This window comes from Bacillus swezeyi, assembly GCF_001969815.1.
In the GTDB taxonomy this organism is placed as follows: domain Bacteria; phylum Bacillota; class Bacilli; order Bacillales; family Bacillaceae; genus Bacillus; species Bacillus swezeyi.
The window spans coordinates 248609-270648 of sequence record NZ_MRBK01000006.1; the positions used below are offsets into that span (position 1 = coordinate 248609).

Genomic DNA, 22040 nt, shown 5'->3' on the forward strand with positions numbered 1-22040 from the left:
GCAAAAACGAAAGCTAAACTTGAAGCATTATTGAAGTGATAAAAGGGCCCCATCTATTGTGAGAGGGGCCTTTTTTGTTCAAAGCTTCTTAGTGGTTTGTCTAACGATGAAAGATGTTATCACCAGACAAATGTTATAGGTACGTTTGCTAAAATTCCATATATTTTACATACTGTTAAAGTACCCCGAATTGAGGCCTCATTCAAACGTTTCTCTCAACCCCTTCGGCTAAACCGTTTGATAGCCGCCTCGGTTACCGGCTCGAAGAGGTTAATTAGGTTTCCGTCGGGATCACGGAATAACATAGCACGATTCCCCCACGGCATCGTGGTCGGTTCCTTTACCCACTCGTCTACAAACGGTTTCAAGCGCTCGTATTCGGCATCGATATTATAGACGCGAAACTCAATAATGACGGAGTGATTGTCGGCCGCCACTGCAGAACCAGTACCGAACAGTGGCACCGTCTGCGAGTGGCCGATCGCAAGAGTACACGATGGTACAACAAGTTCGGCAAAGACAGGCGCAGGGTGTTCAGCCGAAACACCCAAGACTTTTTCATAGAATTGGACAAGACGATCCACGTCTTCAGTAATGATACGAACAGAAGCAAAATTCACAAATACCATCCTTCCTATAATAAATGATACAATATCCCATCCTATCAATTTGGGTCAGAACACTCGAAGCTCCCTAAAAGGTCCGATTAATTAGAAACTGAACCATTTGGTCCTCGACCACGCTTGATGCCTGGCTGTTTCTCAATTAATCCAAATGAAATAAATTAATTCACCTCAATGTTAATTGTCAGTGTCCTCCTACTGATGCAAGACAAACTTTGCATTTATCTCTCACCCCTTTATGTTTACTTACTCCGATTATAAAATGACGCTACTGACACCAGTATGTCAGTAGCGTTTTAAGATTTTTTGGGCTTCTTCACGAATCCGATTCTGGAATGATTTAGGCTCCAAAACAATCGCATCAGCTCCCCAACCAAGGACCCATTGCAAAACTTCGTCCAAGTGACGAACACGTAAGACCACATGAAATCCATCTTGATGATCTTCCATATCCTCTATGTAATGATAGTTTGATTCCTTCACCTTATCAGCGATTTCATGGTTGAACCGAATTCGGACGAGTAGGTGTCGATCATCCAGTGGGGTATACTTACTTAGTTTAAAATGCATCGGTAATTCGAATCGTTCCCTCAAATCTATCAATTCTGTCATTCGGGACAAGCGGAAATGACGAATTTCTTGACGCAGATCACACTGGGCTACAAGCATCCATGATCCTTCAACTAGCACCAACCCATAGGGAGCAACAGTACGAACACTATGCCGTTTCCCCTCCGAATCTGCATATTTTTTTAAATAATGAAAGCCGATCTTTCTCTCTTCTAATATCGCTCGACGGATCTTTTCTAGATATTCTTTTTCTTTTAACTGATGATCCTTATCAGAATTGAGCAAACGCATAACCTTGCGTACACGAGATGTTTCAATGAGTACACTCTCCGGTAGAATGGCCTCTATTTTGTAGCGGGCATCTTGAGCATTGACACGATAATCATCATCAAATTGTTGTTCGATAAAGTCCATTCCAATCAGCAAACTCACGGCTTCTTGAACCGTGAAACTAATTGGGGGTAGGAAATAGCCTTCCATTAAGGAATATCCTGTCCCAGGTGCCCCTATTATCGGTACACCTACTTCACACAGTGCTTGGATGTCGCGGTAGATCGTTCGTACGCTAGTTTCAAATTGGGTCGCTAAATCTCCGGCCCGTATAACGTCTTTACGTTGTAACTCGAGCACGATGGCTAACAAACGGTCTGTTTTATTCATTAAGTTCGCCCCCTTAAATGTTTATTGTAAAATTAACATAACATAACGGAGAAGATGGTTTAGTGAATCTAGAGTTTTTAGTCGCTGAAGTGTATTTACATCTATGTGGGAATCACTTTCAAGATGCTCTTCCAAGGTAAGGAAGAGGTCATTGGTCGAGTTTATTTGGAAACCTTAAACATAATTGATGAAACGATGTAGCAAAATGGAATGTTGTTGGCGAATTGTTGTCCAACTCCGCCAACAATCATCATTTTCAATCAGAAGTCATCAGATGTACTATTAAATAGCCCTTGAGATAAAAGGAATGGTCAGAATCGAAAATACTTGTTCAGAAGGCATCATCTACACTGGCAGTGTAGCGCTGACCACGTACTTAAACGTGACCACCAAAATGACCACAAATTTTTCAAAACACGGTGAAAAAACATGAACATAACAAGAAACGGCGTTTATAAAAAATCTTATGTGGTTCAAAAATTGAATGGAAACGATTGTTAACGAAATGCCGTTTTTAAACGGGTGATGTAATTTTCAACCGCTCATAATCCCTTATATATCAACGATTGAATTTTCTCCAATTTCAAGCATTATTGTTGCATGGGTATGTCGTAAATCATGAAATCGTATCAGCTTAACACCAGCCAATTTAATGTCATATAAAAATTGTTTGTGAATTGTATTTGGGTTTACTGGTTCACCGCCAAATGCAGAAATTACAAAGTGATTTCCTGTAAGGTTCATTCCTACTTTTAAGAGCTGTTCTTGCTTTTGTACGCTTATAATTCTTCAATATCTTCTTTGGTGATGGCTATGTTTCTATTTCCGCTTTTCGTTTTAGTAGATTGCAACACAAGTCCTTATTTTTTAGTACGCCTTGGCGCTTTAACATGATCCATAAAGTTATTTTTTAGATACTTCCATTCCACAGCTACCCTAGATGATGTTTGAGGATAGAGTGTATATATTGAATGTACTCTAGTGTCAATCCTTCACTTAAAAGATCATTATAATATTTTGTTATGAGGTGGGGAGTAAGGCTTTTGAGTTTCATATGTCCAAATCTTTTTATTAACCGTTTATTGACTACTTAAATTTTAAGATAAAAGAAAGGACTCTCAATGTCTCCTCCTTTCTTTTCTTTAATTTATGTGTCATAGTACCGATATAATAATTAAGTAGAATTGAAAGAGTGATGCCCATTGTTATCCTTAGGAGATATCATAACAATAGAGTTCGAAAACGAAAATCAAGAAAATGTCATTGCGAAAAGCAAAGTGTCATCTATTGAAGAAAATGTTTTAAGAGTACATTATCCTGTTGATGTAGAAACGGGAAGAACTGTTATTATTCCAACAAATACAATTGTCACGATTCACTTCGTGAATAAGCAACAAGTCCTATATAAATTTACTAGTGTAATACAAGGACGAGAGACCCATCGTTATATACCTATATTAAATGTGTATTTACCTGAAGAAGATCAAATGACAAAAATTCAAAGGCGGCAATTTTTTAGAGTAAATACAACGATTCCTGTCACTGTTCGTCCATATGGATCTGGCTCAATGTATAAAACATATACAACAAATATCAGTGCTGGAGGCGCTGCATTAATCATTGAAGAGACGCAAAAACACAAACCAGAAGAGGATTTGAATTTAAGTATCTCTCTACCAAATGAGGGGCATGATGAAACTGTGATTGACGTTCATGCTCAAGTCAAACGCACTTACCTTGATCGTAGAACAAACAAACAGATCATGACAGTTGAATTTATCAGGATGAATGAGCATGATAAACAAACACTTGTACAATATTGCATAAACTTCCAATTGATAGAAAGAAGAAAACTTAAATCTGAATAAAAAATGACTAGTTTTTAGATGGCATAGCTTACAGTGTGTAGGTAGACGGTAATAAAATCGTCAAGATAGAGTATGTTAACCCTCCAAAAGTTGAGGAAGACAGTGATCTGCCCCGGCCCCCCTTAATTTAAAGGGGGGATTTTTCTTCTCCACCATATGCAGTTATATGGAAGACTGTTGGCGAATTGTTGTCCAATTCTGCCAACAATCATCATTTTCATTCAGAAGTCATCAGATGTACAATCCAATAGCCTTTGAAATAAAAGGGGGGATCAGAATTGAATATACAATATATTTGTTCAGAAGGCATTATCTACACTGGCAGTGTAGAGCTTTATTGACCACATATTTAAGCGTGACCACCAAAATGACCACAAATTTTTAAAATTCTTGAAAAAACATGAAAATAAGAAGAGATGATGTTTATACAAACTTAAGAATTGTTTAGCTATCGAAAGGAAACGAATGTTCACGAAATGCTGTTTTTAAACGGGTGATGTAATGATCAACCGCTCATAATCCCTGATACATCAACGGTTATGAGCGGTTAAAACGTTTATTGACCACATTAAATTCTAAGTGCTTTTGAATTTTCAGCATTATTGTTGCCTAGGTATGTCGTAGACTTAAATGTTGGAACGACTCCTCATCTATTTTACTAACATGCTTTTTGATTAAATGATCGCCTTTTTTCCTTTTAATATAGATGCTAAAAGAAGTACCTGAAGCTAAAGAACAAACTGCATCTCAATCGATCGACTCTGCGGAGTATGTTAGCTCCAGAATGTTGTACACTTTAGGTCTTATAAAGCATTCACGCACTTGGAAAGAAACACGAAAGCATCAAAAAAGCATGTAAGATAACAGGTAACTGGTAAAAAATAAGAGTGCAGGTGAAAACTGCACTCTTATTTTTTGATTAGTTTTAAACCTTCAAGTTCTTTAAGGGCCTATTTTTTCACACCAAAACCATCCTCAAATTTAATAAAGTCTGTGTCTCCTTTGGAATCCACGATATGGAATACTGATTGATGTAATAAATATTTCTTCTATATAAATTGATTTCCCAGTTTCACCCTCATTTAAAAAAGGCAGCGGCATAAAGACTGAAAATTGTGATAGATTTCCTTTTTTGGAATTTTGAAAAGGCCATCATTTTGAATTGGGTTTTTTGACCTGATCAATAAGATTCATTTTCATGGATCATCAGGATTTATTCACCAATTCCTTTCCGTATAGTGGTAAACTCTATACTGGCTATTACTTTTGTCATGCATTTTTCGGGAAGCGAGGTGTTGAAAATGATCGGTTCTATCCTGGGAGAAACGCTGGCTTTGGATATCATGAAAGTCGATTTATCGATGAAAAAAGAATTTTTGGCAGAGTTGAAAGCTTGCCGCACAGCACTGAAAAACGACAAAACAGAGTTCTCTGATTCCAAAAAAATGATCACAGAACCCGAGCTTGCGTCTCACACATGGCAAGGCAGCCTTGCCGAATCATTTGAACGTATTAGAAAGGATATAAAGGCATCCTTTCATGATATTAAAGGCAAGCAGCTTTCAGACGTTCTGGAAAAAATCGATGAACGAATCAAAGCGTTAAACGGAGAGATTCACTCACTCGGACAAGAAATCCACTCACTAGAGAAAAAGATTGAAAGAGAGAAAAAAGAAACTCAGAACAAGGAGTAAATGAAAAATGGGTCAAGAAATTAAAGTAAAGACCGGTGAAGTCAAAGAAGCACTTTCTAAATTGAAGCATTCAAGCGATTCAATGAAAGCGTCGGTTCCGACGGATGTCAAAGGTCAGAATCATTTAGATACGGCGAAAAAGATAGAGGAATTAAATCAGTCGATCAATAAGATCGCTGCATCTTATGCTTCTGCTTTTTCAAAACAAATCGCCCAAACTGAATCAGCCGTTGAAGCAATCAAGGATACCGACAAACAGCTGGCTTCATCGATGAAAACAAAATAGAGGAGAATGCTATGAAGACTCTGGATGTTCAGGCGTTACGCGATGGAATAGATGATACGCTGGAACAATTAAAAAAACAATCAGATGAAATTGCTAAGGTCAAAAAAAGCGTCGACGGCATCACATCTCTTGATGATGCCTTAAAAGGAAAAGGCGGGGACGCCATTCGCGCCTTCTACGAAGAATGCCACACCCCGTTTTTGCGTTTCTATGAATCTTTCATCGAAGAATATCAATCGGTTTTGAAAAAAATGAAAAATGCACTCAACTCACTTGAACCCAATCACAACGGATATATTTCGCAAGCCTTTCTCGAACACGATCTGGAACAAGGCTTAAACGCAGCTGATCGGATCACGAAGCATTTGGTCTCAAAAGCCAACGCAACGATCGCTAAAGTCGGTCATATTGTCGATTTGCCTGATTTGAATGACAACGATTTTCACGAGCAGAATCAGAAAGCCTTAAAGGAAATCAATCAGACAATTGAAAAGTTGCACGCTTTTGACCGCGAACAGACCAACGCTCTCAAAACCGCTGAAAGTGACCTTGAGACCATGCAAAGATACATAACCAGGCTTGAAAAAATGTATACAGGCCCTAAAATTGAAATCGCCGGCTATCAAAAAGGCTCGATTTTAAAGCCGGATGAGATGGATGCTTTGCGCGGGAATCAAGAGACAGCGATGGGAGTCATGTTGGATAAGCTTGATAAGAGATCAAAGCTCGAAAAAGAAGTTAGCGAAGTTAGTGAACATGATGTTAAAATGTACAAGTTAAAGAAGAAACTCGATAAAACAATTGACAATGGTGAATATATTAAAATTGCTGATGAGATCGGATATGACAATCTGACAACTGAACAGAAAGTAATTTACAATCTGTCTAAATTTAATAAAATGGGTACTGATATTCAAGACGGCATTGTTGGCGGTGCCATGGATCTTGGAAAGGATTTTATTGAGGGCGGATTACAGCTGGGTTGGAATGTTGGATGGACAATCGACCATTTACATAAAGACCCGAAAGTCGTTTTAGACACAGTTCTTCGATACGATTATAAAGGCGCCTTTCAAAGTATGGTTGATACCTTAGTTGAACAGTGGGATGAAAAAGTAGTAAATGGGGACGCGTATTCAAGGGCGCACTATTTCACTTACTTGATTGGGAGTCTTTGGGGCTTGAAAGACGGACCTTCTTCAGCTTCAACGGGATCGAAAGACCTTGTCAAGGCTGGGAAAACCGCGGTTAGCAAGGTGAAGAAAGCCGATAAGTCCGTAAAACAATTTGTAAAGCCGCCTATTAATCGATACACTCCCGCATTGGAAGGGATTCTTCAGGATGCGCCGAATTCTATTAATGTGAAGAATACGCCGCCTATATTAAAAGAATTGGCCGAGGATAAAAAGAAAAGTGTGCTTGTACAAGCTGCTCCATACACATTTAAAGACCCTTCAGGAGTAACGAAAACAATCAATTTAAAAATGGGACATCTTAAAAACAAGAAGCATCCTGTCACTGGCGTTCAGTATGATAAAGATGGATTCCCAATCTTTAAACATGTTGGGGAAGTAAAGATCGATAAGAAATTTTACAATGCTTCTGATCCTGTACAATTTAGACAGGCAACATTACTATTAAAAGAAAAGATAATGAAAAACCCTGAATTAAAAAAGAACTTTTCTGATAGGCAATTGCAACAAATCTCCAAAGGAAAAAGACCAGAAGGATATACTTGGCATCATCATCAAAAAGAAGGAGTTATGCAACTTGTCGATTCGGATATCCACGGTAAAACGGGTCATACTGGTGGAAGAAATATTTGGGGTGGAGGTTCCCAAAATAGATAGTTATGGAGGAATTTACAATGGTTGAATGGGATTTTGCAGAATCACCTGTAAGTGAGGATCAAATTCATAAGATTGAATCAAAACTTGGAATTAAATTTCCTACAGATTATATAGAGTGTGTTAAAAAAAATGGGGGTGGCACGCCTACTCCTGAAGTTTTCGATGCTGGTAAAAGAAAAGAAGCAGTCTTTGGTTATTTATATAGTTTTCATGAAGATAGTAACTCTTATATTATGAATGCCTATAATCGATATAGAGATGGAAGAATGGCAAAGGGGTTAATTCCCTTTGCGGATGATGCATTTGGTAATGAGATTTGCTTTGATTTCAGAAAAAATCAGCATAACCCAACAATATGTTTTTGGGATCATGAAATTGCCTTTGAGAATTCAGGTAAAGCTGTATTTTATATATGCGATAGCTTCACTGAACTAATCAACAGTCTACGAGAGTATGAAGAAGAGGAATAATCACATTTTCAAGCACTTAATCTCTGATTGAGTGCTTTTTTTTGTTCAAATCCGAGAAAAATCCGAAAAAAAGGAGGATAAAACGGGGGACTTTTTATATTCCATTTTGTCATAAGATAAAGACAAGAAAAACGAACATGAATACCTAAGTCCAAGACGGAGAGCCTGCGGACGCTGATCTTTTGTACACTGATGTTGTGCAGCTGATTGGTGGCCGCTTTTTTAATTAAAACTGGAGACGCGCATCTCTCGTGTACCCGGATGTATCGAATGATGATGTTTGCCGTCAGCTTCACAGAAGGATCGGCTGGAGTCTATGCAGTATTGCGTACGATAGTCACGGGGAACGCGAGCGGTGAGCCCCTGCTTGCACGGAAAAGCAATTCCTCCCAGGATGAAGCCTGAATGTGTCATGCTCAATCGGTCAGCCGATCATGATCTTTCACAACCATCATATCGACCCTTTATGGCTGGCCCGCTTAGTTCAGAATGAAGTACTCGTGAGCTTATTTATATGATTGCTATCTATTTTATTTTAAAATGGTATATAAGTGGTAAAACTTGCTGGATTTGAGAATACTGTGCACTGTTTTGTCACTTAAGAAAGGAGAATCGCCATGCGAAAAACACTTTTTCGAAATGCAACGATACTTACCCTTGATCCGAAGCTTAAACATATCGAAAAAGGAGACATGCTGATTGAGGGTTCAACGATTTTGGATGTTGCCGGGTCTATTGAAGCTTCAGACGCAGAGGTTGTTGATGCCTCTGATATGGTGATCATGCCGGGGCTTGTTGATACGCATCGTCATGTATGGGAGTCCGTCATTCGAGGAGTCGGTGCGGACTGGTCGCTGCAAACCTATTTGAACCGGATTTACTATGGGAATTATGGTGCGATGCGCAGGCCTGAGGATGATTGGATTGCAAACTATTTAGGAGCGCTTGAGGCGCTGGATGCAGGCGTGACCACCTTGCTGGACTGGACGATGATCGAATCTCCTGATCACACCGATCAGCTAATTTCCGGTCTCCAACAAGCAGGGATTCGCGCTGTATTTGCCTTTGGAACATCAGGCGATGCCGCCTATTGGGACAGAGAAAGCACCCTTTCCAATATGGATGAAGCGAAGAGGGTGAAAAAAGCTTACTTTCAGTCAAAAGACCAGCTTCTGACGATGGGGCTTGCGATTCGCGGTCCTGAGTTTTCATCATGGGATACGTCGGTCTTTGAAATCAAAACAGCCCGGGAACTCGATGCCTTATGCAGCATGCATATTGCGTTTGGCAATTGGGGGGCGAAAGACCGTTCAATTGAAAAACTGCATCAAGCCGGGCTGCTCGGTCCCGATTTGAATATGGTGCATGTCAATGCCATTAGTGAAGAGGAAATGAAGATGCTGGCGGCGCATGGAAGCTCGATTTCTGTTACACCGGAAATTGAGATGATGATGGGGCATGGCTACCCTGTCACAGGATTTGCCCTCGAACACGGGGTGCGTCCTACGCTTGGTGTGGATGTTGTCACATCAACGGGGGGAGATCTATTTGCGCAAATGAAATTTGCCCTTCAGGCAGAACGGGCAAAACAAAATGAAGCACTTCTCAAAGAAGGCGTCATGCCGGGTCCTGAATTGGGTATATTCGCCGAACAAATCCTCGAAGCGGCTACGATTGACGGCGCGCGTGCTTTAATGCTGGATGACAAAATCGGTTCGCTTTCGCCTGGCAAAGAAGCTGATTTTATCATGGTGAAAACCGACAGTCTCAATTTGCTCCCTTTTTCTGATCCGGTAGGGGCTATCGTTCAGTGCACTCATCCCGGTAATGTAGACTCCGTATATGTTGCGGGAAAAGCACTGAAGCAGAATGGCAAATTGGTTGATGTGGATCTTGATAAAGTGAGGAAAAGAGCAGTCGAGGCAAGAGATCATATCTTATCCCGCTCAACAGAAGCCGTTTTTTAAACATAAGAATCAGCTCATTTTCTCCTTGTGATTTTAAGTCAAGAAATGTTCAACAGTCTGACTTCAAGCTTTCAGCTTGAAGGTTTTTTATATAAAGGGAGGAAACATCGTTCGAAAAACATCATGATGTGCACGCTGTCAACAAGTCCCGGATAGCCGGGATGATTTTTGATTTTCGCTTAGAGGAATTCAGCTGGTTCCATATAATTGAATAATCAAACTATTCGGAATATAAATGGCATCTTCTATATGCAGGAGTCGTGTTTTTATTGCGGCATGAGAATTTATAGCTGCAATCTACAATCCACCTATAAAAATGCCGGCGGCTATGAGTCTTATACAAAACAGATATAGAGCAGGAGTCACCTTTCGAATGTTGTCCTATCATCATCACTCTCTAAAGAGGTGAGCCGCTTTGCACAAAAAATATTTACATACACTTTCAATCATCGAGCGTGTTTTTTCTTTCCTAAACAAAATGAAAAGGAGATTCCGAAAAACTTCATTTCAAGGACAGGCTTCATTATAAAAATTTTTAAAGTTTATGATACAATAAAGTGGAGAATGCAAAGGGTAGGATGAGAAAAATGGTTGTGAAAAGATATAAGATCCGTTTTTACATTCTGCTTGAACCTGAAGTGCCCCGCCATTTAAAACCTTTACATACCAACGTATTCGTTTGATCTCATTTTAATTTGATACATGAGACGGAAAAGGGTGATACATCAAGATCGCAAGCTGGTTTCCGCTCCCCCGATGACATACTGGATGGAATCCCCAGGACAGAATAGCAAGAAAGGATTTGAATCACATTGAAAGCGGCTCAATATCGAAACACCATGATTTTGCTTCTATGTCTGACAGCTGGCATTGTCGATGTGATTGGATACTTAAGTATCGGTCACGTATTTACCGCTAATATGACCGGGAACATCGTCCTTTTAGGCTTAGCCATCGGCAACTCTCTCCAAAAGACAGTCATGTATTCACTGACCGCATTGCTTGGGTTTATCATTGGCGTGATCATTGCATCGGCAATTGTCGCAAAACAGGAAAAATCCTTCTGGCCTTCCGGCGTCACGGTCACACTTGTGGTTGAGGCATTCGTTTTACTGCTTTTTGCATGTCTGTCTCTGTTTCGAGGTTCAGCACACTTTCTGATCATCCTGCTCAGCATTGCGATGGGTCTTCAGACAACTGCAGCCAGAAAGCTCGATATAGCAGGTATTTCCACGACCGTTTTAACAGGTACGCTCGCCACCTTTTTTGAAGATGTCACAAAACGGACCCTCAGCATAAACAACAAAAAAATCCTTCACACAGATGCGTTGCTCCGCGCCTTAACGATTGTATTATACTGCCTCGGCGCCGTGATTGCCGCGATTGCCGAACCGGTATGTCCATTCGCTGTGATTTGGCTTCCGATCGTGATGATCATCGGAATCATCGTTTTTGCCATCACCCGCTTTCATGGCAAAAACGCAAGTTGAAACGAATCCAAAACGATGAAAGCTAAACGCATCCGCGCCATGGTTGAAATGATGTTTTACAGAAACGGATTGGCGGGTAAAAGAACAGGTGAGGTTTTTTTGCCAAACAAAGCATATAGACACGGTTATTCTTGGGAGGAGGATATATGGAACATATTAATATGGAACATTTTATTTTGCTTACGGCATTATTGCTCATAATAGGTGTATTGACAACGAAGTTTTCTACACGGTTAGGGGTGCCTGCCCTTGTGCTGTTCTTGCTTGTCGGGATGATCATGGGGAGTGACGGGCTCGGGATCATTTATTTTAATAATCCTGAGCTGGCACAGCTAATTGGAATTATTGCTTTGGTTATCATCCTTTTTGAAGGGGGACTGCAAACGAAATGGTCATCGGTTAAAGCTGTAGCAGCTCCTTCATTATCGCTCGCAACAGTTGGCGTGTTGCTGACTACAATCGTGATTGCTGTTGCCGCGAAGCTGATCTTTAATGTGTCTTGGATGGAAGGTTTTTTATTTGGAGCCATTGTCGGTTCCACAGATGCTGCGGCTATATTTGCCGTATTAAAGGGCCAGAACATCCGCGACAGGCTTAGCGCCACACTTGAAGCAGAGTCAGGCACGAACGACCCGATGGCAATGTTTTTAACCTTATCGTTTATTGAATTGATGACGGCCAAAAACTCAAGCATTTTTGTGCTGATCGGTTCGTTTTTTTGGCAGATGGGAATCGGACTATTGCTGGGATTTCTACTAGGCCGTTTTGCCAGCTTTGCTATCAATAAAATCAATTTAGATTCGAGCGGTCTTTATCCGATCTTTACGCTTGCATTCGCGCTCCTTACATACAGCCTTACAGATTTAATCGGGGCGAGCGGCCTGCTTGCTGTATATATTGCCGCGCTTGTCATTGGGAATAAAGATTTAACATACCGCCATTCCATTTTCAGATTTAATGAAGGCTTCGCATGGATGATGCAGATTCTGATGTTCATCATCCTCGGTTTATTGGTGTTCCCCGCCCAATTTTTATCCTTCGGCATCATTTTCAAAGGGTTCTTGCTTTCTCTTATCTTAATTTTCCTTGCCCGGCCTGTCGCTGTATTTCTTTCGACGATTAAAATGGGGTTTCATTTGAAGGAAAAGATCTTTTTATCCTGGGCAGGATTAAAAGGGGCGGTCCCAATCGTACTTGCTACGTTTCCGATGACGATGGGACTTGAAAACAGCCAATTGTTCTTTAATGTCGTGTTCTTTGTCGTGTTGACATCCGCTTTAATCCAAGGTTCAACCATTTCGTTCGTAGCCGAAACATTAGGTTTGAATGGTCCGAAGAAAGTAGAAGCCCCTCATTCTTTAGAACTCGTTTCCATCGGGAAGGCAAATGCCGAGATCATCGAGTTTGAAGTTGATGATACAACCGTCATCAGAGGGCAGAAACTGAAAGAAATCAGCTTTCCGAAAGACGCCTTGATTAGTGCGATCATCCGGAACGGCGACCTGGTCACACCGCATGGAGAAACGACAATTAAATCAGGAGACATTCTTTATATTCTCGTAAAAAAGAAAAGAAAAAGAGAATTGAAAAAATATTTGAATAGGGAATTTGGGTAATCTGCTGGAACACTTCAAGCCAGGCTTGCTCAGCACATCACTTACACCTTTTAGAGACCAATTAAGGTTACTGAATCAGTATTCTTAATTGGTCTTTTGTAATGAATGGAAAACCGGACAGGAATAATGGTCGATCTCTACGTTGTGCTACCAATTTGGGAAAAAGGTTTTAGGCGAAAAATAGAGAAATTGATAGATGCTTTGAGTGGCTGCGCCTGTTTTGTTTGTCGTCTAGATGAAAAGAAAAACAGTTTTAAGATATCATGTATGCATCCTAAGGCCGCCGCCTGTTCAATATGTTGTTCTGGATCGATGGGGAAGGCAAAGCTTCATTTGAAGAAAAAATAAAGACATCCTGTATGTTTGGCAGTCGGGACGGACAGCCCAGCCGCTTTTTTGGCTGACATTTCTTTAAAATTGAAACATATTAAGGTGAAAAACGTATATCATGAAAGCTTCTTGAGAGGAGAAAAGTCATGGAGAGAAAAATCGGTATCTTTGAAATGGACGGAATGACAATTGAGTATTCGCTGATAGGCGAAGGCAAGCCTATCCTTGTGATGCACGGGGGGCACTCAAATTGTCACGAAGAGTTTGGCTATCAAAGCCTTTATGAAAACGGCTTTTCCATCATCACTCCGACTCGCGCGGGCTATGGCCGGACATCCAAAGAAATCGGGGCTGAATTGAAGCTTGCCTGTTATTATTATATGAAACTGCTTGATGAACTAAAAGTGGAAAAGGTTCATGTGCTTGCCATGTCTGCCGGCGGCCCCAGCGGAATTTATTTTGCAGCAAAATATCCTGACAGAGTGGAATCTTTGATTTTACAAAGTGCTGTCACAAAAGAGTGGCTGATACCGAAAGATATTGAATATAAAGTCGGAAACATCATGTTTCGTCCGCCTGTTGAAAAGGCGGCATGGAAATTGATTTCTGCGCTGAACAACAGATTTCCGCAGTGGATTTTTAAGAAAATGATATCGTCCTTCACGACGCTTTCAGTCGATCAGGCCATGCTGAAAATAAATGAGGGGGATATTGAAGAAATGAGAAAAATGAATAACAGACAGCGTTCAGGCCGCGGGTTTCTGATCGATTTAAAAAACATTGACGAAATATCGATCCGTCACTTAGGCATGATTTCTTGTCCGGTGTTAATCATGTATTGTCAGCATGACCGCCTTGTTCCGAACGAACATGCTTACCATGCACAAGAACATATCCCTTTATCAGAGCTGTATGAGGCGGATGCGTGGGGCCATTTAATATGGCTTGGAAAAGAAGCTGATACAGTTTCTCGCAAGGTCATAAGTTTTTTACAGCGGTCATCATGAATAATGATGACAAAAAGGTATTAGATAATGGTGTATATGATATGGAACTTGATAAATCATAGCGTTGTGTGATTTGCGGGATAAACCAGAAGCGTTATATTATGATGATGAGAATCTGCCGGCCCACAGCAAAATGGACAGAGAGTGACGATGATGAAATTCGTGAACGATTTGTCTGTGCCGCTGGAAACTTCACAATTCGGCTTTCAGAGATTACTGGTTTAGCAGTGATAAAAGTTCAGCACTTGAAGTTCTTCCGGGACATCCATTATAAATGGAAACCCCAGACGGCTTCAGATGAAGATTGGTTTCTTTGGCAAATAGATCAGGCGTGTTAACTCCTCCGGCTCGCAAGAAAAGCGGGGATCATGGACCGGAGGAAACGGATTCTATTCGCCTTACTTTTGAAAAAATAAGATTTGTCTTGTTGTGCGGCTGATTGATTCAGCGGCACTTTTTTTATGGTTCAAATGCATCGGCAGTTCGGTTTCTCTATGGATCGTTGGCCCGGCTGCACCCACATCTCGGCTTTCAATGAATATCGTACAAGACTTGCAAATATGATGAATGAGAAGTCCTCCCTGGCTTGCGGCACTTAAGGGGGAGCTTATTTGATGAAATCAACACCAATAGGAGGTACAGACACGAGTGAATAACCAATCGTTGATAGCGCCGGTATCCCAGGGAGAAAGAGTACGTGAGCTTGATATCATACGCGGTTTTGCTTTGTTCGGCATCCTGCTGGCAAATATGGCTTATTTTGCAGCACCTTCTGTCTATATGGTCATGACGAAAACGGAGTGGTGGCCGGAACTGTGGCATCAAACGGCTGAAGTGCTGATTCTGTTCTTTGCTTCCGGTAAATTTTTTACAATGTTTTCTTTTTTATTCGGTCTAGGGTTCATCATTTTTTTGCAGAGGGTCGAGCAAAAAACGAGCCGGCCGCGTACAATATTTTTTAGAAGGCTTGTCATCTTGTTTGGGATCGGTCTGATTCACGCATTCGGCATTTGGTATGGAGATATTTTAATTGTCTATTCGGTGATAGGCGTTTTGCTGTTTTTATTCAGCAGAAGAAAAGCTAAAACGGTGCTGAAATGGGCTTATCTTGTATTATTGATTCCCGTGGCAGCGGTTCTGTTTTTCGTTCTGGTCCTCTCGGCTCAAGGAGGCGCAGCCGTTTCTGGAGCGGAAAGCGCTGCATTTGCAGAAGAAAGAATAAGCGGATCGCTGGCTGCATATGGATCAGGCACCTTTACTGAGATTATGGGGCAGCGGGCTGCTGATTATTCCCTTATGCTGACCAATTATGCATTCATGGTTCCGATCATTTTAAGCATGTTTTTGTTTGGGGTGTATATCGCGAAGACCGGCCGCTTTCAGCAGATTTCAGCCCAGCTTCCTTTTTACAAAAAAATTTGGCTGATCACCTTGGCGATTGGTTTGCCATTTAATATCCTCGCTGTGTACAGCTATGTTCAGCTGGATTCCGTCGGATCGGGATTGTGGATGGCATACTATGCCGGCATGGCGGTAGGGGGGCCGGCGCTCTGCTTTTTTTATATGACGTCAATCATTCTGCTGTGTCAAAAAAAGGTCTGGAACCGAATCTTGTCTCCTTTGCAGGCAGTTGGAAGACTTGCATTAAGCAACTACTTGATTCAGTCTGTCGTTTGTACGACGATTTTTTACAATTACGGTTTCGGCTTATACGGCAAACTCGGCCCGCTTTTTTGGGTCATCATCACACTTGTGCTCTTTGCGCTGCAAATATGGGGGAGCGGCCTTTGGCTTAAAACATTTCAATTCGGACCTGCCGAATGGCTGTGGCGCAGTTTGACATATGGAAGGCGCCAGCCGCTTGTGAAACGTGCAAATAAAAATCAGGCGCCTTGATCAAAATAACGGCAAGTAAAACTTAACATTTATACAAAATGGCCGATATCATGGATAGATTGAATGCCGCTTAAGCGGTGATGTGGTATGATAACCGGTAAGATGATGAATTGGAGGATATTTTATGCTCATCGTAACAACAGATACAATTGCAAATCAAAACATTGCAGAGGTAAAAGGAATCGTCACAAGCAGTATCGTTCAGTCGCGGAACATCGGAAAGGATATCCTTTCTGGACTGAAGTCGGTCATTGGCGGAGAATTGAAAAATTATACGCAAATGCTTGAAGACTCGAAAAAAGCCGTCAAGGAACGCTTGGTGGAGCAAGCGGAAGCGCAAGGAGCAAACGCTATCGTCGGATTGAGATTTGAACTTGCTGCAGGACAGGGCACGTCAGAATTAATCGGCTATGGGACGGCTGTCTTAATCGATTAGCGGCTCTTCGTTTTTTGGAGCATGAGTAGATACGGCGGCAGCCTGTGCAACGCGGCCGCCTTTACATGCTAAGGCATTTTCTCCTGATGGCTTGTTTCCTTATGTTTACTGATCAGATGAGGGTATTTTCTATAGATCATCAATACAATGATCAGCATGTATACTCCATAGATGCCGAAAGATATCAGCTTATTTTGGCTGAAATTGGCGCCGGCGATCGATATGACGAGAACATTCGGGATTTTTCCGAGCGTTGAAGCCGTAAAAAAGACCGCCCATCTGACTTTGCTTAAACCGCAGACGATGTTCATGACAACGGAAGGAACGACTGGTATCAGCCTGCCTAAAAGCACGGCAGTGAAGGCATTCCGGTTAAAATAAGCTTCATATTCATGTATTCTCGGGTATTTCGTTAATTTCATCCTCGCCCAATCTCTAAATCCATAACGGGCAAGGAAAAACAGCAGCATCGTGCCGAGCATTGACCCTGACAATGTAATCAATACACCGTTTATGATTCCGAATAAGGCTCCGTTCAGACCGGCGATAATCGCAAATGGAACGATCGGAAAAAACACGCAGGCCGCCACAAAGAGTACGCTGAACAAAACAGAATAGATGCCTCCCGCTTTGATCAAGTCAAGCCAGGAATCTTTATGGGTCAATCCAATTGCCATGATGGCGATGACGGCGATCATACTGAACAGCTTTTTCATCATACCGCATCCGCTGCCTTTCTATACATTAATTTCTGAATCTATATTTGTAACAAAGCCTGCTCTAAATAAGCCAAGATCTCGTCTGTTTTTGACAGATTGCAGTTGCTGAGCATGATGAGGACCTTCTTCTGATCCATGTATCGGTTGATAGAGCTGAAGAACCCGTGAATTTCCCCATCATGCCATATTTTATACTTGTTTTCTTTATTAATAAACCATCCATATCCGATCGAATTATTTTGAATGAGCGCCGGAGAAGGGCCTTCAGTTGGAAAAGCAGGCTTCTTCACACAGCTGTAAAGGGCTTCTTTCAGCGCGCTTTTTGTGACCAGTTTCTCAGTGTAAAGCGCCCTGTCCCATAAATACAAGTCCTCGACAGTCGAGTAGAGGCCGCTTTCTCCATAGCCGTATACGTTGGGCGCCTTGATCATTTCCCGATTAAGGCTTAAATATCCAACGGTTGGAGAAATATCTGACGGAGAAGTGAAAAAACCGGAGTTTTTCATCCCTAAAGGTTCAAATATCAACTTTTGAATGGTGTTCGCATAAGAATCATTCATGACCGTTTCAATGATTTTCGCAAGCAGTATGTATCCAGAATTGCTGTAATTAAATCTTTGGCCTGGATTAAATTCGAGCGGCCTATCGATAAAACGGGAGATAAATTGATCCAGCGGCGCTAGTTCCAATTCAATATCGAGCAATTCTTCCTCTAAAAAATCCGGAATTCCCGAAGTATGGCTTAATAAGTGTTTAATGGTGATCCTGTCTCCATTTGGATAGTTGTTTAAATAGTTTTGAATGGGATCGGCTGTATTGAGCAGCCCTTTTTCGTGCAGCTGCATGATCGCAATTGCTGTAAACTGCTTTGTCAAGGAAGCGATCTGATGCCGCGAAGCCGGTTCATTTTTGTGTTTTTCTTTATAATTGGCGTATCCATATCCTTTGGATAAAATTATTCCATTACGGTCTGCCAGCAGGATGCTGCCGTGGAAATGATTTTTGGATGCCTGTTCCATTAAGTAAGTATCGAGATGTTCATCTGTATGTACCAATAAAACCAGTCCTCTCATATCTAGTATTGTTGGATGGAATCGCAAACGATATGTTGTGAAAGGAATATCGACAAAATAACATTATAAAAATTTTCTTATGTTTACCATCATTTACAGTATAATTTAAACTAAATTTAAAATAAGACAAATTTATGACATCGGACAGGTCACTAGTTTTCCGGTGTCTTTTTTTATAGAAAACTATTGAAATATAAGTCTGCTGTATCGAAATGAGGACAAAAGTCAAGGTGCATCTTAAAGTTAGGGCAAAAGATCTGAGAGTTGTCATGAAGAAAAGGACTATATTAGTATTTTTCAATTTTAGTTTAATTTTAAAAGCTTTTTCCTTTATTATCTATAATATGTTCATTAATATGTATGGAAGGGATTACGTAAAAAAGGAGGCCATGTCAAACCGGCAACTCACATGCTTCGAAAATTCCCTGAAAAAATAATGGGAGGTTTTTTAAAAATGGAACAAAAACATATCGCTATCTTGAATATCCCGGCTCACGGACATATCAACCCCACGCTTGCTTTAACGGCGAATCTCGTCAATCGTGGTTACAGGGTGACATACCCGGTAACAGATGAATTTGTTAAGGCGATTGAAGAAACAGGTGCAGAGCCGCTCCGCTACCACTCAACATTAAATATGGATCCCCGCCAAATCAGAGAGCTCATGAAAAATAAAAAAGACATGTCACAAGCTCCGATGATGTTTATGAAAGAGGTTCAAGAAGTGATGCCGCAGTTTGAAGAGATGTATGAGAATGACAAGCCCGATCTCATCATTTTTGACTTTATGGCGATGACGGGCAAAATGTTGGCGGAAAAGCTTGGAATAAAAGCGGTTCGGCTGTGCTCGACATATGCGCAAAACGACCATTTCCAATTCAGCGATTTTTCTAAAGAAGACTTTCAGATAGAACTGACGTCTGAACAAGAAGCCGCTTTGAAAAATGCGAATCTTCCGTCGTTTAGCTTTGAAGACGCATTTAAGCCGGCAAAACTGAACATCGTCTTTATGCCGCGTGCTTTTCAACCCTATGGCGATACGTTTGATGAACGGTTCTCTTTTGTCGGACCTTCTCTTGCTAAACGCAAATTTCAAGAAAAAGACACAGAGCTGCTGAACGACAACGGCCGTCCTGTTATGCTGATTTCGTTGGGGACGGCATTCAATGCCTGGCCAGAGTTTTATCAGATGTGCATTGAGGCGTTTCGCGGTACAAAATGGCAAGTCGTGATGGCGGTCGGCACCACGATTGATCCTGATCGCTTTGAAGACATACCTGAAAATTTTTCAATTCATCAGCACGTTCCACAGCTTGAAATCCTTGAAAAAGCCCAGCTGTTTATCACCCACGGGGGAATGAACAGTACAATGGAAGGTTTGAATGCAGGTGTTCCTCTGGTTGCCGTTCCGCAAATGCCTGAACAGGAAATCACTGCGCGCCGCGTTGAAGAGCTTGGATTAGGAACGCATCTTGAACCTGAAGAAACAACTGTTGCTTCGCTACGGGAAGCCGTTTGCCAAGTAGATGGCGATTTGGAAGTGATCAAACGGGTAAAAGACATGCAGAAGAACATAAAAGATGCCGGAGGCGCAGAAAGAGCCGCCGATGAAATTGAGGCGTTTTTAGCGCTGGCTGCTGTAAAGTGAATGTTGTAAGAGGCTTTAGCCCGGGGAACTGTCAAAGTTCTTCGGGTTTTTTATATTGAGGAGACAAAGGGAGCTAATAAGTATACAGTATCGCGTTTTGAACATACTACCTTCTATTCATAGGTGAATTTTTAAGAACGCAGGTGACTAGGAGGAAGTACAATGGAAAAACGGGGGAATTTCAAAAAAACGATTTCACTGTTGGATCTGATCTTGATCGGGATGGGTGCGATATTCGGGTCCGCCTGGCTTTTTGCCGTCAGCAATGTCGCTTCAAAAGCAGGCCCCGCCGGAAGCTTTTCGTGGATCATCGGAGGCGTGATTATTCTTTTAATCGGACTCGTTTATGCTGAACTCGGCGCTGCTCTGCCCCGTACGGGAGGGATTATTCGCTATCCGGTCTATACGCATGGCCATCTTGTCGGATACTTAATTTCATTTATTACGATCGTTGCGTATACGAGTTTGATTTCAATTGAAGTGACGGCGGTCCGGCAATATGTGGCCTATTGGTTTCCCGGTTTGACGATCGAAGGATCTGAATCACCGACGATCATCGGCTGGCTTTTGCAGTTTGCTTTATTGTGTCTGTTCTTTTTGCTGAATTATTGGAGTGTGAAAGCATTTGCCAAATCCAATTTGATTATTTCCATTTTTAAATATGTTGTTCCGTTGACCATCATCGTTGTCCTCATGTTTCATTTTAAGGCGGCGAATTTTGCAGTGGGGGAGTTTTCGCCGTTTGGCTTTGCCGGTGTTCAGGCATCCATATCAACGGGAGGGGTGATGTTCGCATATCTCGGGCTTCACCCGATTGTTTCGGTTGCCGGAGAAGTTAAAAATCCGCAGCGGAACATCCCGATTGCCTTGATGATTTGCATCATCGTTTCAGCTTGTATTTATACGATTCTGCAAGTCGTGTTTATCGGGGCGATTCCGACAAATATGCTTGAGGATGGCTGGCGGGCGATTGGAAGGGAATTTTCTCTGCCGTTTAAAGATATCGCCGTTTTGCTTGGTATGGGCTGGCTTGCAGCTTTGGTTGTGCTGGACGCGATTTTGTCTCCGGGCGGGAACGGAAATATCTTCATGAATACGACTTCCCGTTTGGTTTATGCATGGGCGCGGAACGGCACTTTGTTTCATGTATTTACAAAGGTGAATAAGCCGACTGGCATTCCCCGCCCGTCTTTATGGCTGTCATTTGCGCTCTCCGTTTTCTGGACGCTTCCTTTTCCGTCTTGGGATGCGCTCGTCAATGTGTGTTCGGTTGCCTTGATACTTTCGTATGCGATTGCTCCTGTATCAGCAGCGGCTTTAAATCTCAATGCCAAACATTTAAAAAAACCGCTGCGCATTAAAGGAATGGCGGTTATTACGCCGATTTCATTCGTTTTTGCCTCATACATTGTCTACTGGTCGGGCTGGAATACGGTGTCATGGCTGCTCGGATCACAGCTGGTGATGTTTGCGATTTACTGGGCCTGTAAAAAATTTGTTCCGACAGACGATGTTCCGTTCGCTCAGCAGCTTAAATCAAGCTGGTGGCTCGTCGGCTACTACATCATGCTTTTGATTTTGTCTTACCTCGGGTCTTTCGGAAACGGGTTGGGCCTGTTAGGGACACCGTTTGATCTGATAGTGATCGCCGCGGGCTCAATCGGCATATTTTATTGGGCGAAATATACGGCCTTGCCAAAAGCCGCTATCGATTATGATGAGAAAAAAGAAGAAACGGTTTAATGGAGAAAGAACCTGCTGTTTACAGGTTCTTTAGGCTGTCGGGGAAATCTCGGCAGCCGTTTTTACATTTTAAGTACACTCATATAGAATGAAT

At 41.7% G+C, this 22040-nt stretch carries 20 protein-coding genes; 14 read left to right on the forward strand and 6 right to left on the reverse strand.

The features are described 5' to 3' along the window. Positions 1-215: 215 nt before the first annotated feature. The 4 genes from BTA30_RS07310 to BTA30_RS24305 all read right to left on the reverse strand — a co-directional run bounded on the left by BTA30_RS07310 (position 216) and on the right by BTA30_RS24305 (position 2925). The gene (locus BTA30_RS07310) at positions 216-620 is read right to left on the reverse strand and encodes a VOC family protein (protein WP_076760600.1); all 405 of its coding nucleotides are present in this window, start codon (positions 618-620) and stop codon (positions 216-218) included. Positions 621-908: 288 nt separating this feature from the next. Next, positions 909-1853: a helix-turn-helix transcriptional regulator gene (locus tag BTA30_RS07315; RefSeq protein ID WP_076760601.1), complete on the reverse strand. Its 945-nt coding sequence runs from the start codon at positions 1851-1853 to the stop codon at positions 909-911. Positions 1854-2405: 552 nt separating this feature from the next. Next, a complete protein-coding gene (locus BTA30_RS24380) occupies positions 2406-2597 on the reverse strand; it encodes a site-specific integrase (protein ID WP_125921345.1) in 192 nt (63 codons plus the stop codon). Between the two features lie 187 nt (positions 2598-2784). Further along, positions 2785-2925: a hypothetical protein gene (locus BTA30_RS24305; protein ID WP_125921346.1), complete on the reverse strand. Its 141-nt coding sequence runs from the start codon at positions 2923-2925 to the stop codon at positions 2785-2787. Positions 2926-3055: 130 nt separating this feature from the next. Between BTA30_RS24305 and BTA30_RS07320 the strand changes: the two genes are divergently transcribed. The 12 genes from BTA30_RS07320 to BTA30_RS07380 all read left to right on the forward strand — a co-directional run bounded on the left by BTA30_RS07320 (position 3056) and on the right by BTA30_RS07380 (position 16763). Further along, positions 3056-3721: a flagellar brake protein gene (locus BTA30_RS07320; protein ID WP_076760602.1), complete on the forward strand. Its 666-nt coding sequence runs from the start codon at positions 3056-3058 to the stop codon at positions 3719-3721. A gap of 1301 nt (positions 3722-5022) precedes the next feature. Beyond that, complete coding sequence (locus BTA30_RS07325; protein ID WP_076760927.1) at positions 5023-5415, forward strand: YwqH-like family protein; 393 nt, start codon at positions 5023-5025, stop codon at positions 5413-5415. Between the two features lie 7 nt (positions 5416-5422). Further along, positions 5423-5701, forward strand: a complete 279-nt coding sequence (locus BTA30_RS07330; RefSeq protein WP_076760603.1) for a YwqI/YxiC family protein — start codon at positions 5423-5425, stop codon at positions 5699-5701. 11 nt (positions 5702-5712) lie between these two features. Beyond that, positions 5713-7551 carry a T7SS effector LXG polymorphic toxin gene (locus tag BTA30_RS07335; protein WP_076760604.1) on the forward strand — a complete coding sequence of 613 codons (1839 nt, stop codon included), beginning with the start codon at positions 5713-5715 and terminating at the stop codon, positions 7549-7551. A 17-nt stretch (positions 7552-7568) separates the two neighbouring features. After that, positions 7569-8021 (forward strand): SMI1/KNR4 family protein, encoded by a 453-nt coding sequence (locus BTA30_RS07340; protein ID WP_076760605.1) that lies wholly within the window; start codon positions 7569-7571, stop codon positions 8019-8021. 270 nt (positions 8022-8291) lie between these two features. After that, on the forward strand, positions 8292-8426 hold the full coding sequence (locus tag BTA30_RS24090) for a hypothetical protein (RefSeq protein ID WP_275666959.1): 135 nt from the start codon (positions 8292-8294) through the stop codon (positions 8424-8426). Between the two features lie 212 nt (positions 8427-8638). Then, positions 8639-9988, forward strand: coding sequence for an amidohydrolase family protein (locus BTA30_RS07350; protein WP_076760606.1), 1350 nt, complete (start codon positions 8639-8641; stop codon positions 9986-9988). An 812-nt stretch (positions 9989-10800) separates the two neighbouring features. Then, positions 10801-11478 carry a YoaK family protein gene (locus tag BTA30_RS07355; protein ID WP_076760607.1) on the forward strand — a complete coding sequence of 226 codons (678 nt, stop codon included), beginning with the start codon at positions 10801-10803 and terminating at the stop codon, positions 11476-11478. 146 nt (positions 11479-11624) lie between these two features. Beyond that, positions 11625-13094: a potassium/proton antiporter gene (locus tag BTA30_RS07360; RefSeq protein WP_076760608.1), complete on the forward strand. Its 1470-nt coding sequence runs from the start codon at positions 11625-11627 to the stop codon at positions 13092-13094. A gap of 476 nt (positions 13095-13570) precedes the next feature. After that, complete coding sequence (locus BTA30_RS07365) at positions 13571-14431, forward strand: alpha/beta fold hydrolase (protein WP_076760609.1); 861 nt, start codon at positions 13571-13573, stop codon at positions 14429-14431. A 648-nt stretch (positions 14432-15079) separates the two neighbouring features. Beyond that, complete coding sequence (locus BTA30_RS07375) at positions 15080-16327, forward strand: DUF418 domain-containing protein (protein ID WP_083696858.1); 1248 nt, start codon at positions 15080-15082, stop codon at positions 16325-16327. Between the two features lie 124 nt (positions 16328-16451). Then, on the forward strand, positions 16452-16763 hold the full coding sequence (locus tag BTA30_RS07380) for a YbjQ family protein (RefSeq protein WP_076760611.1): 312 nt from the start codon (positions 16452-16454) through the stop codon (positions 16761-16763). Positions 16764-16831: 68 nt separating this feature from the next. Here the strand turns inward: BTA30_RS07380 and BTA30_RS07385 are convergent, their stop codons facing one another. Next, positions 16832-17482 carry a TVP38/TMEM64 family protein gene (locus BTA30_RS07385; protein WP_076760612.1) on the reverse strand — a complete coding sequence of 217 codons (651 nt, stop codon included), beginning with the start codon at positions 17480-17482 and terminating at the stop codon, positions 16832-16834. A 38-nt stretch (positions 17483-17520) separates the two neighbouring features. Continuing rightward, a complete protein-coding gene (locus tag BTA30_RS07390; RefSeq protein ID WP_076760613.1) occupies positions 17521-18537 on the reverse strand; it encodes a serine hydrolase domain-containing protein in 1017 nt (338 codons plus the stop codon). 472 nt (positions 18538-19009) lie between these two features. Here BTA30_RS07390 and BTA30_RS07400 point away from each other — a divergent pair, with 472 nt between their 5' ends. Both BTA30_RS07400 and BTA30_RS07405 read left to right on the forward strand, forming a co-directional pair. Then, a complete protein-coding gene (locus tag BTA30_RS07400) occupies positions 19010-20203 on the forward strand; it encodes a macrolide family glycosyltransferase (protein WP_076760615.1) in 1194 nt (397 codons plus the stop codon). Positions 20204-20365: 162 nt separating this feature from the next. After that, positions 20366-21946, forward strand: a complete 1581-nt coding sequence (locus tag BTA30_RS07405; protein ID WP_076760616.1) for an APC family permease — start codon at positions 20366-20368, stop codon at positions 21944-21946. Positions 21947-22040 lie beyond the last annotated feature (94 nt).

Coding starts and splice junctions, on each gene's coding strand:
- BTA30_RS07340 (WP_076760605.1), top strand. CDS start 7,569: ATGGTTGAATGGGATTTTGCAGAATCACCTGTAAGTGAGGATCAAATT.
- BTA30_RS24090 (WP_275666959.1), top strand. CDS start 8,292: ATGATGATGTTTGCCGTCAGCTTCACAGAAGGATCGGCTGGAGTCTAT.
- BTA30_RS07405 (WP_076760616.1), top strand. CDS start 20,366: ATGGAAAAACGGGGGAATTTCAAAAAAACGATTTCACTGTTGGATCTG.
- BTA30_RS24380 (WP_125921345.1), bottom strand. CDS start 2,597: ATGAACCTTACAGGAAATCACTTTGTAATTTCTGCATTTGGCGGTGAA.
- BTA30_RS07365 (WP_076760609.1), top strand. CDS start 13,571: ATGGAGAGAAAAATCGGTATCTTTGAAATGGACGGAATGACAATTGAG.
- BTA30_RS07330 (WP_076760603.1), top strand. CDS start 5,423: ATGGGTCAAGAAATTAAAGTAAAGACCGGTGAAGTCAAAGAAGCACTT.
- BTA30_RS07335 (WP_076760604.1), top strand. CDS start 5,713: ATGAAGACTCTGGATGTTCAGGCGTTACGCGATGGAATAGATGATACG.
- BTA30_RS07315 (WP_076760601.1), bottom strand. CDS start 1,853: ATGAATAAAACAGACCGTTTGTTAGCCATCGTGCTCGAGTTACAACGT.
- BTA30_RS07325 (WP_076760927.1), top strand. CDS start 5,023: ATGATCGGTTCTATCCTGGGAGAAACGCTGGCTTTGGATATCATGAAA.
- BTA30_RS07385 (WP_076760612.1), bottom strand. CDS start 17,482: ATGATGAAAAAGCTGTTCAGTATGATCGCCGTCATCGCCATCATGGCA.
- BTA30_RS07380 (WP_076760611.1), top strand. CDS start 16,452: ATGCTCATCGTAACAACAGATACAATTGCAAATCAAAACATTGCAGAG.
- BTA30_RS07400 (WP_076760615.1), top strand. CDS start 19,010: ATGGAACAAAAACATATCGCTATCTTGAATATCCCGGCTCACGGACAT.
- BTA30_RS07350 (WP_076760606.1), top strand. CDS start 8,639: ATGCGAAAAACACTTTTTCGAAATGCAACGATACTTACCCTTGATCCG.
- BTA30_RS07360 (WP_076760608.1), top strand. CDS start 11,625: ATGGAACATATTAATATGGAACATTTTATTTTGCTTACGGCATTATTG.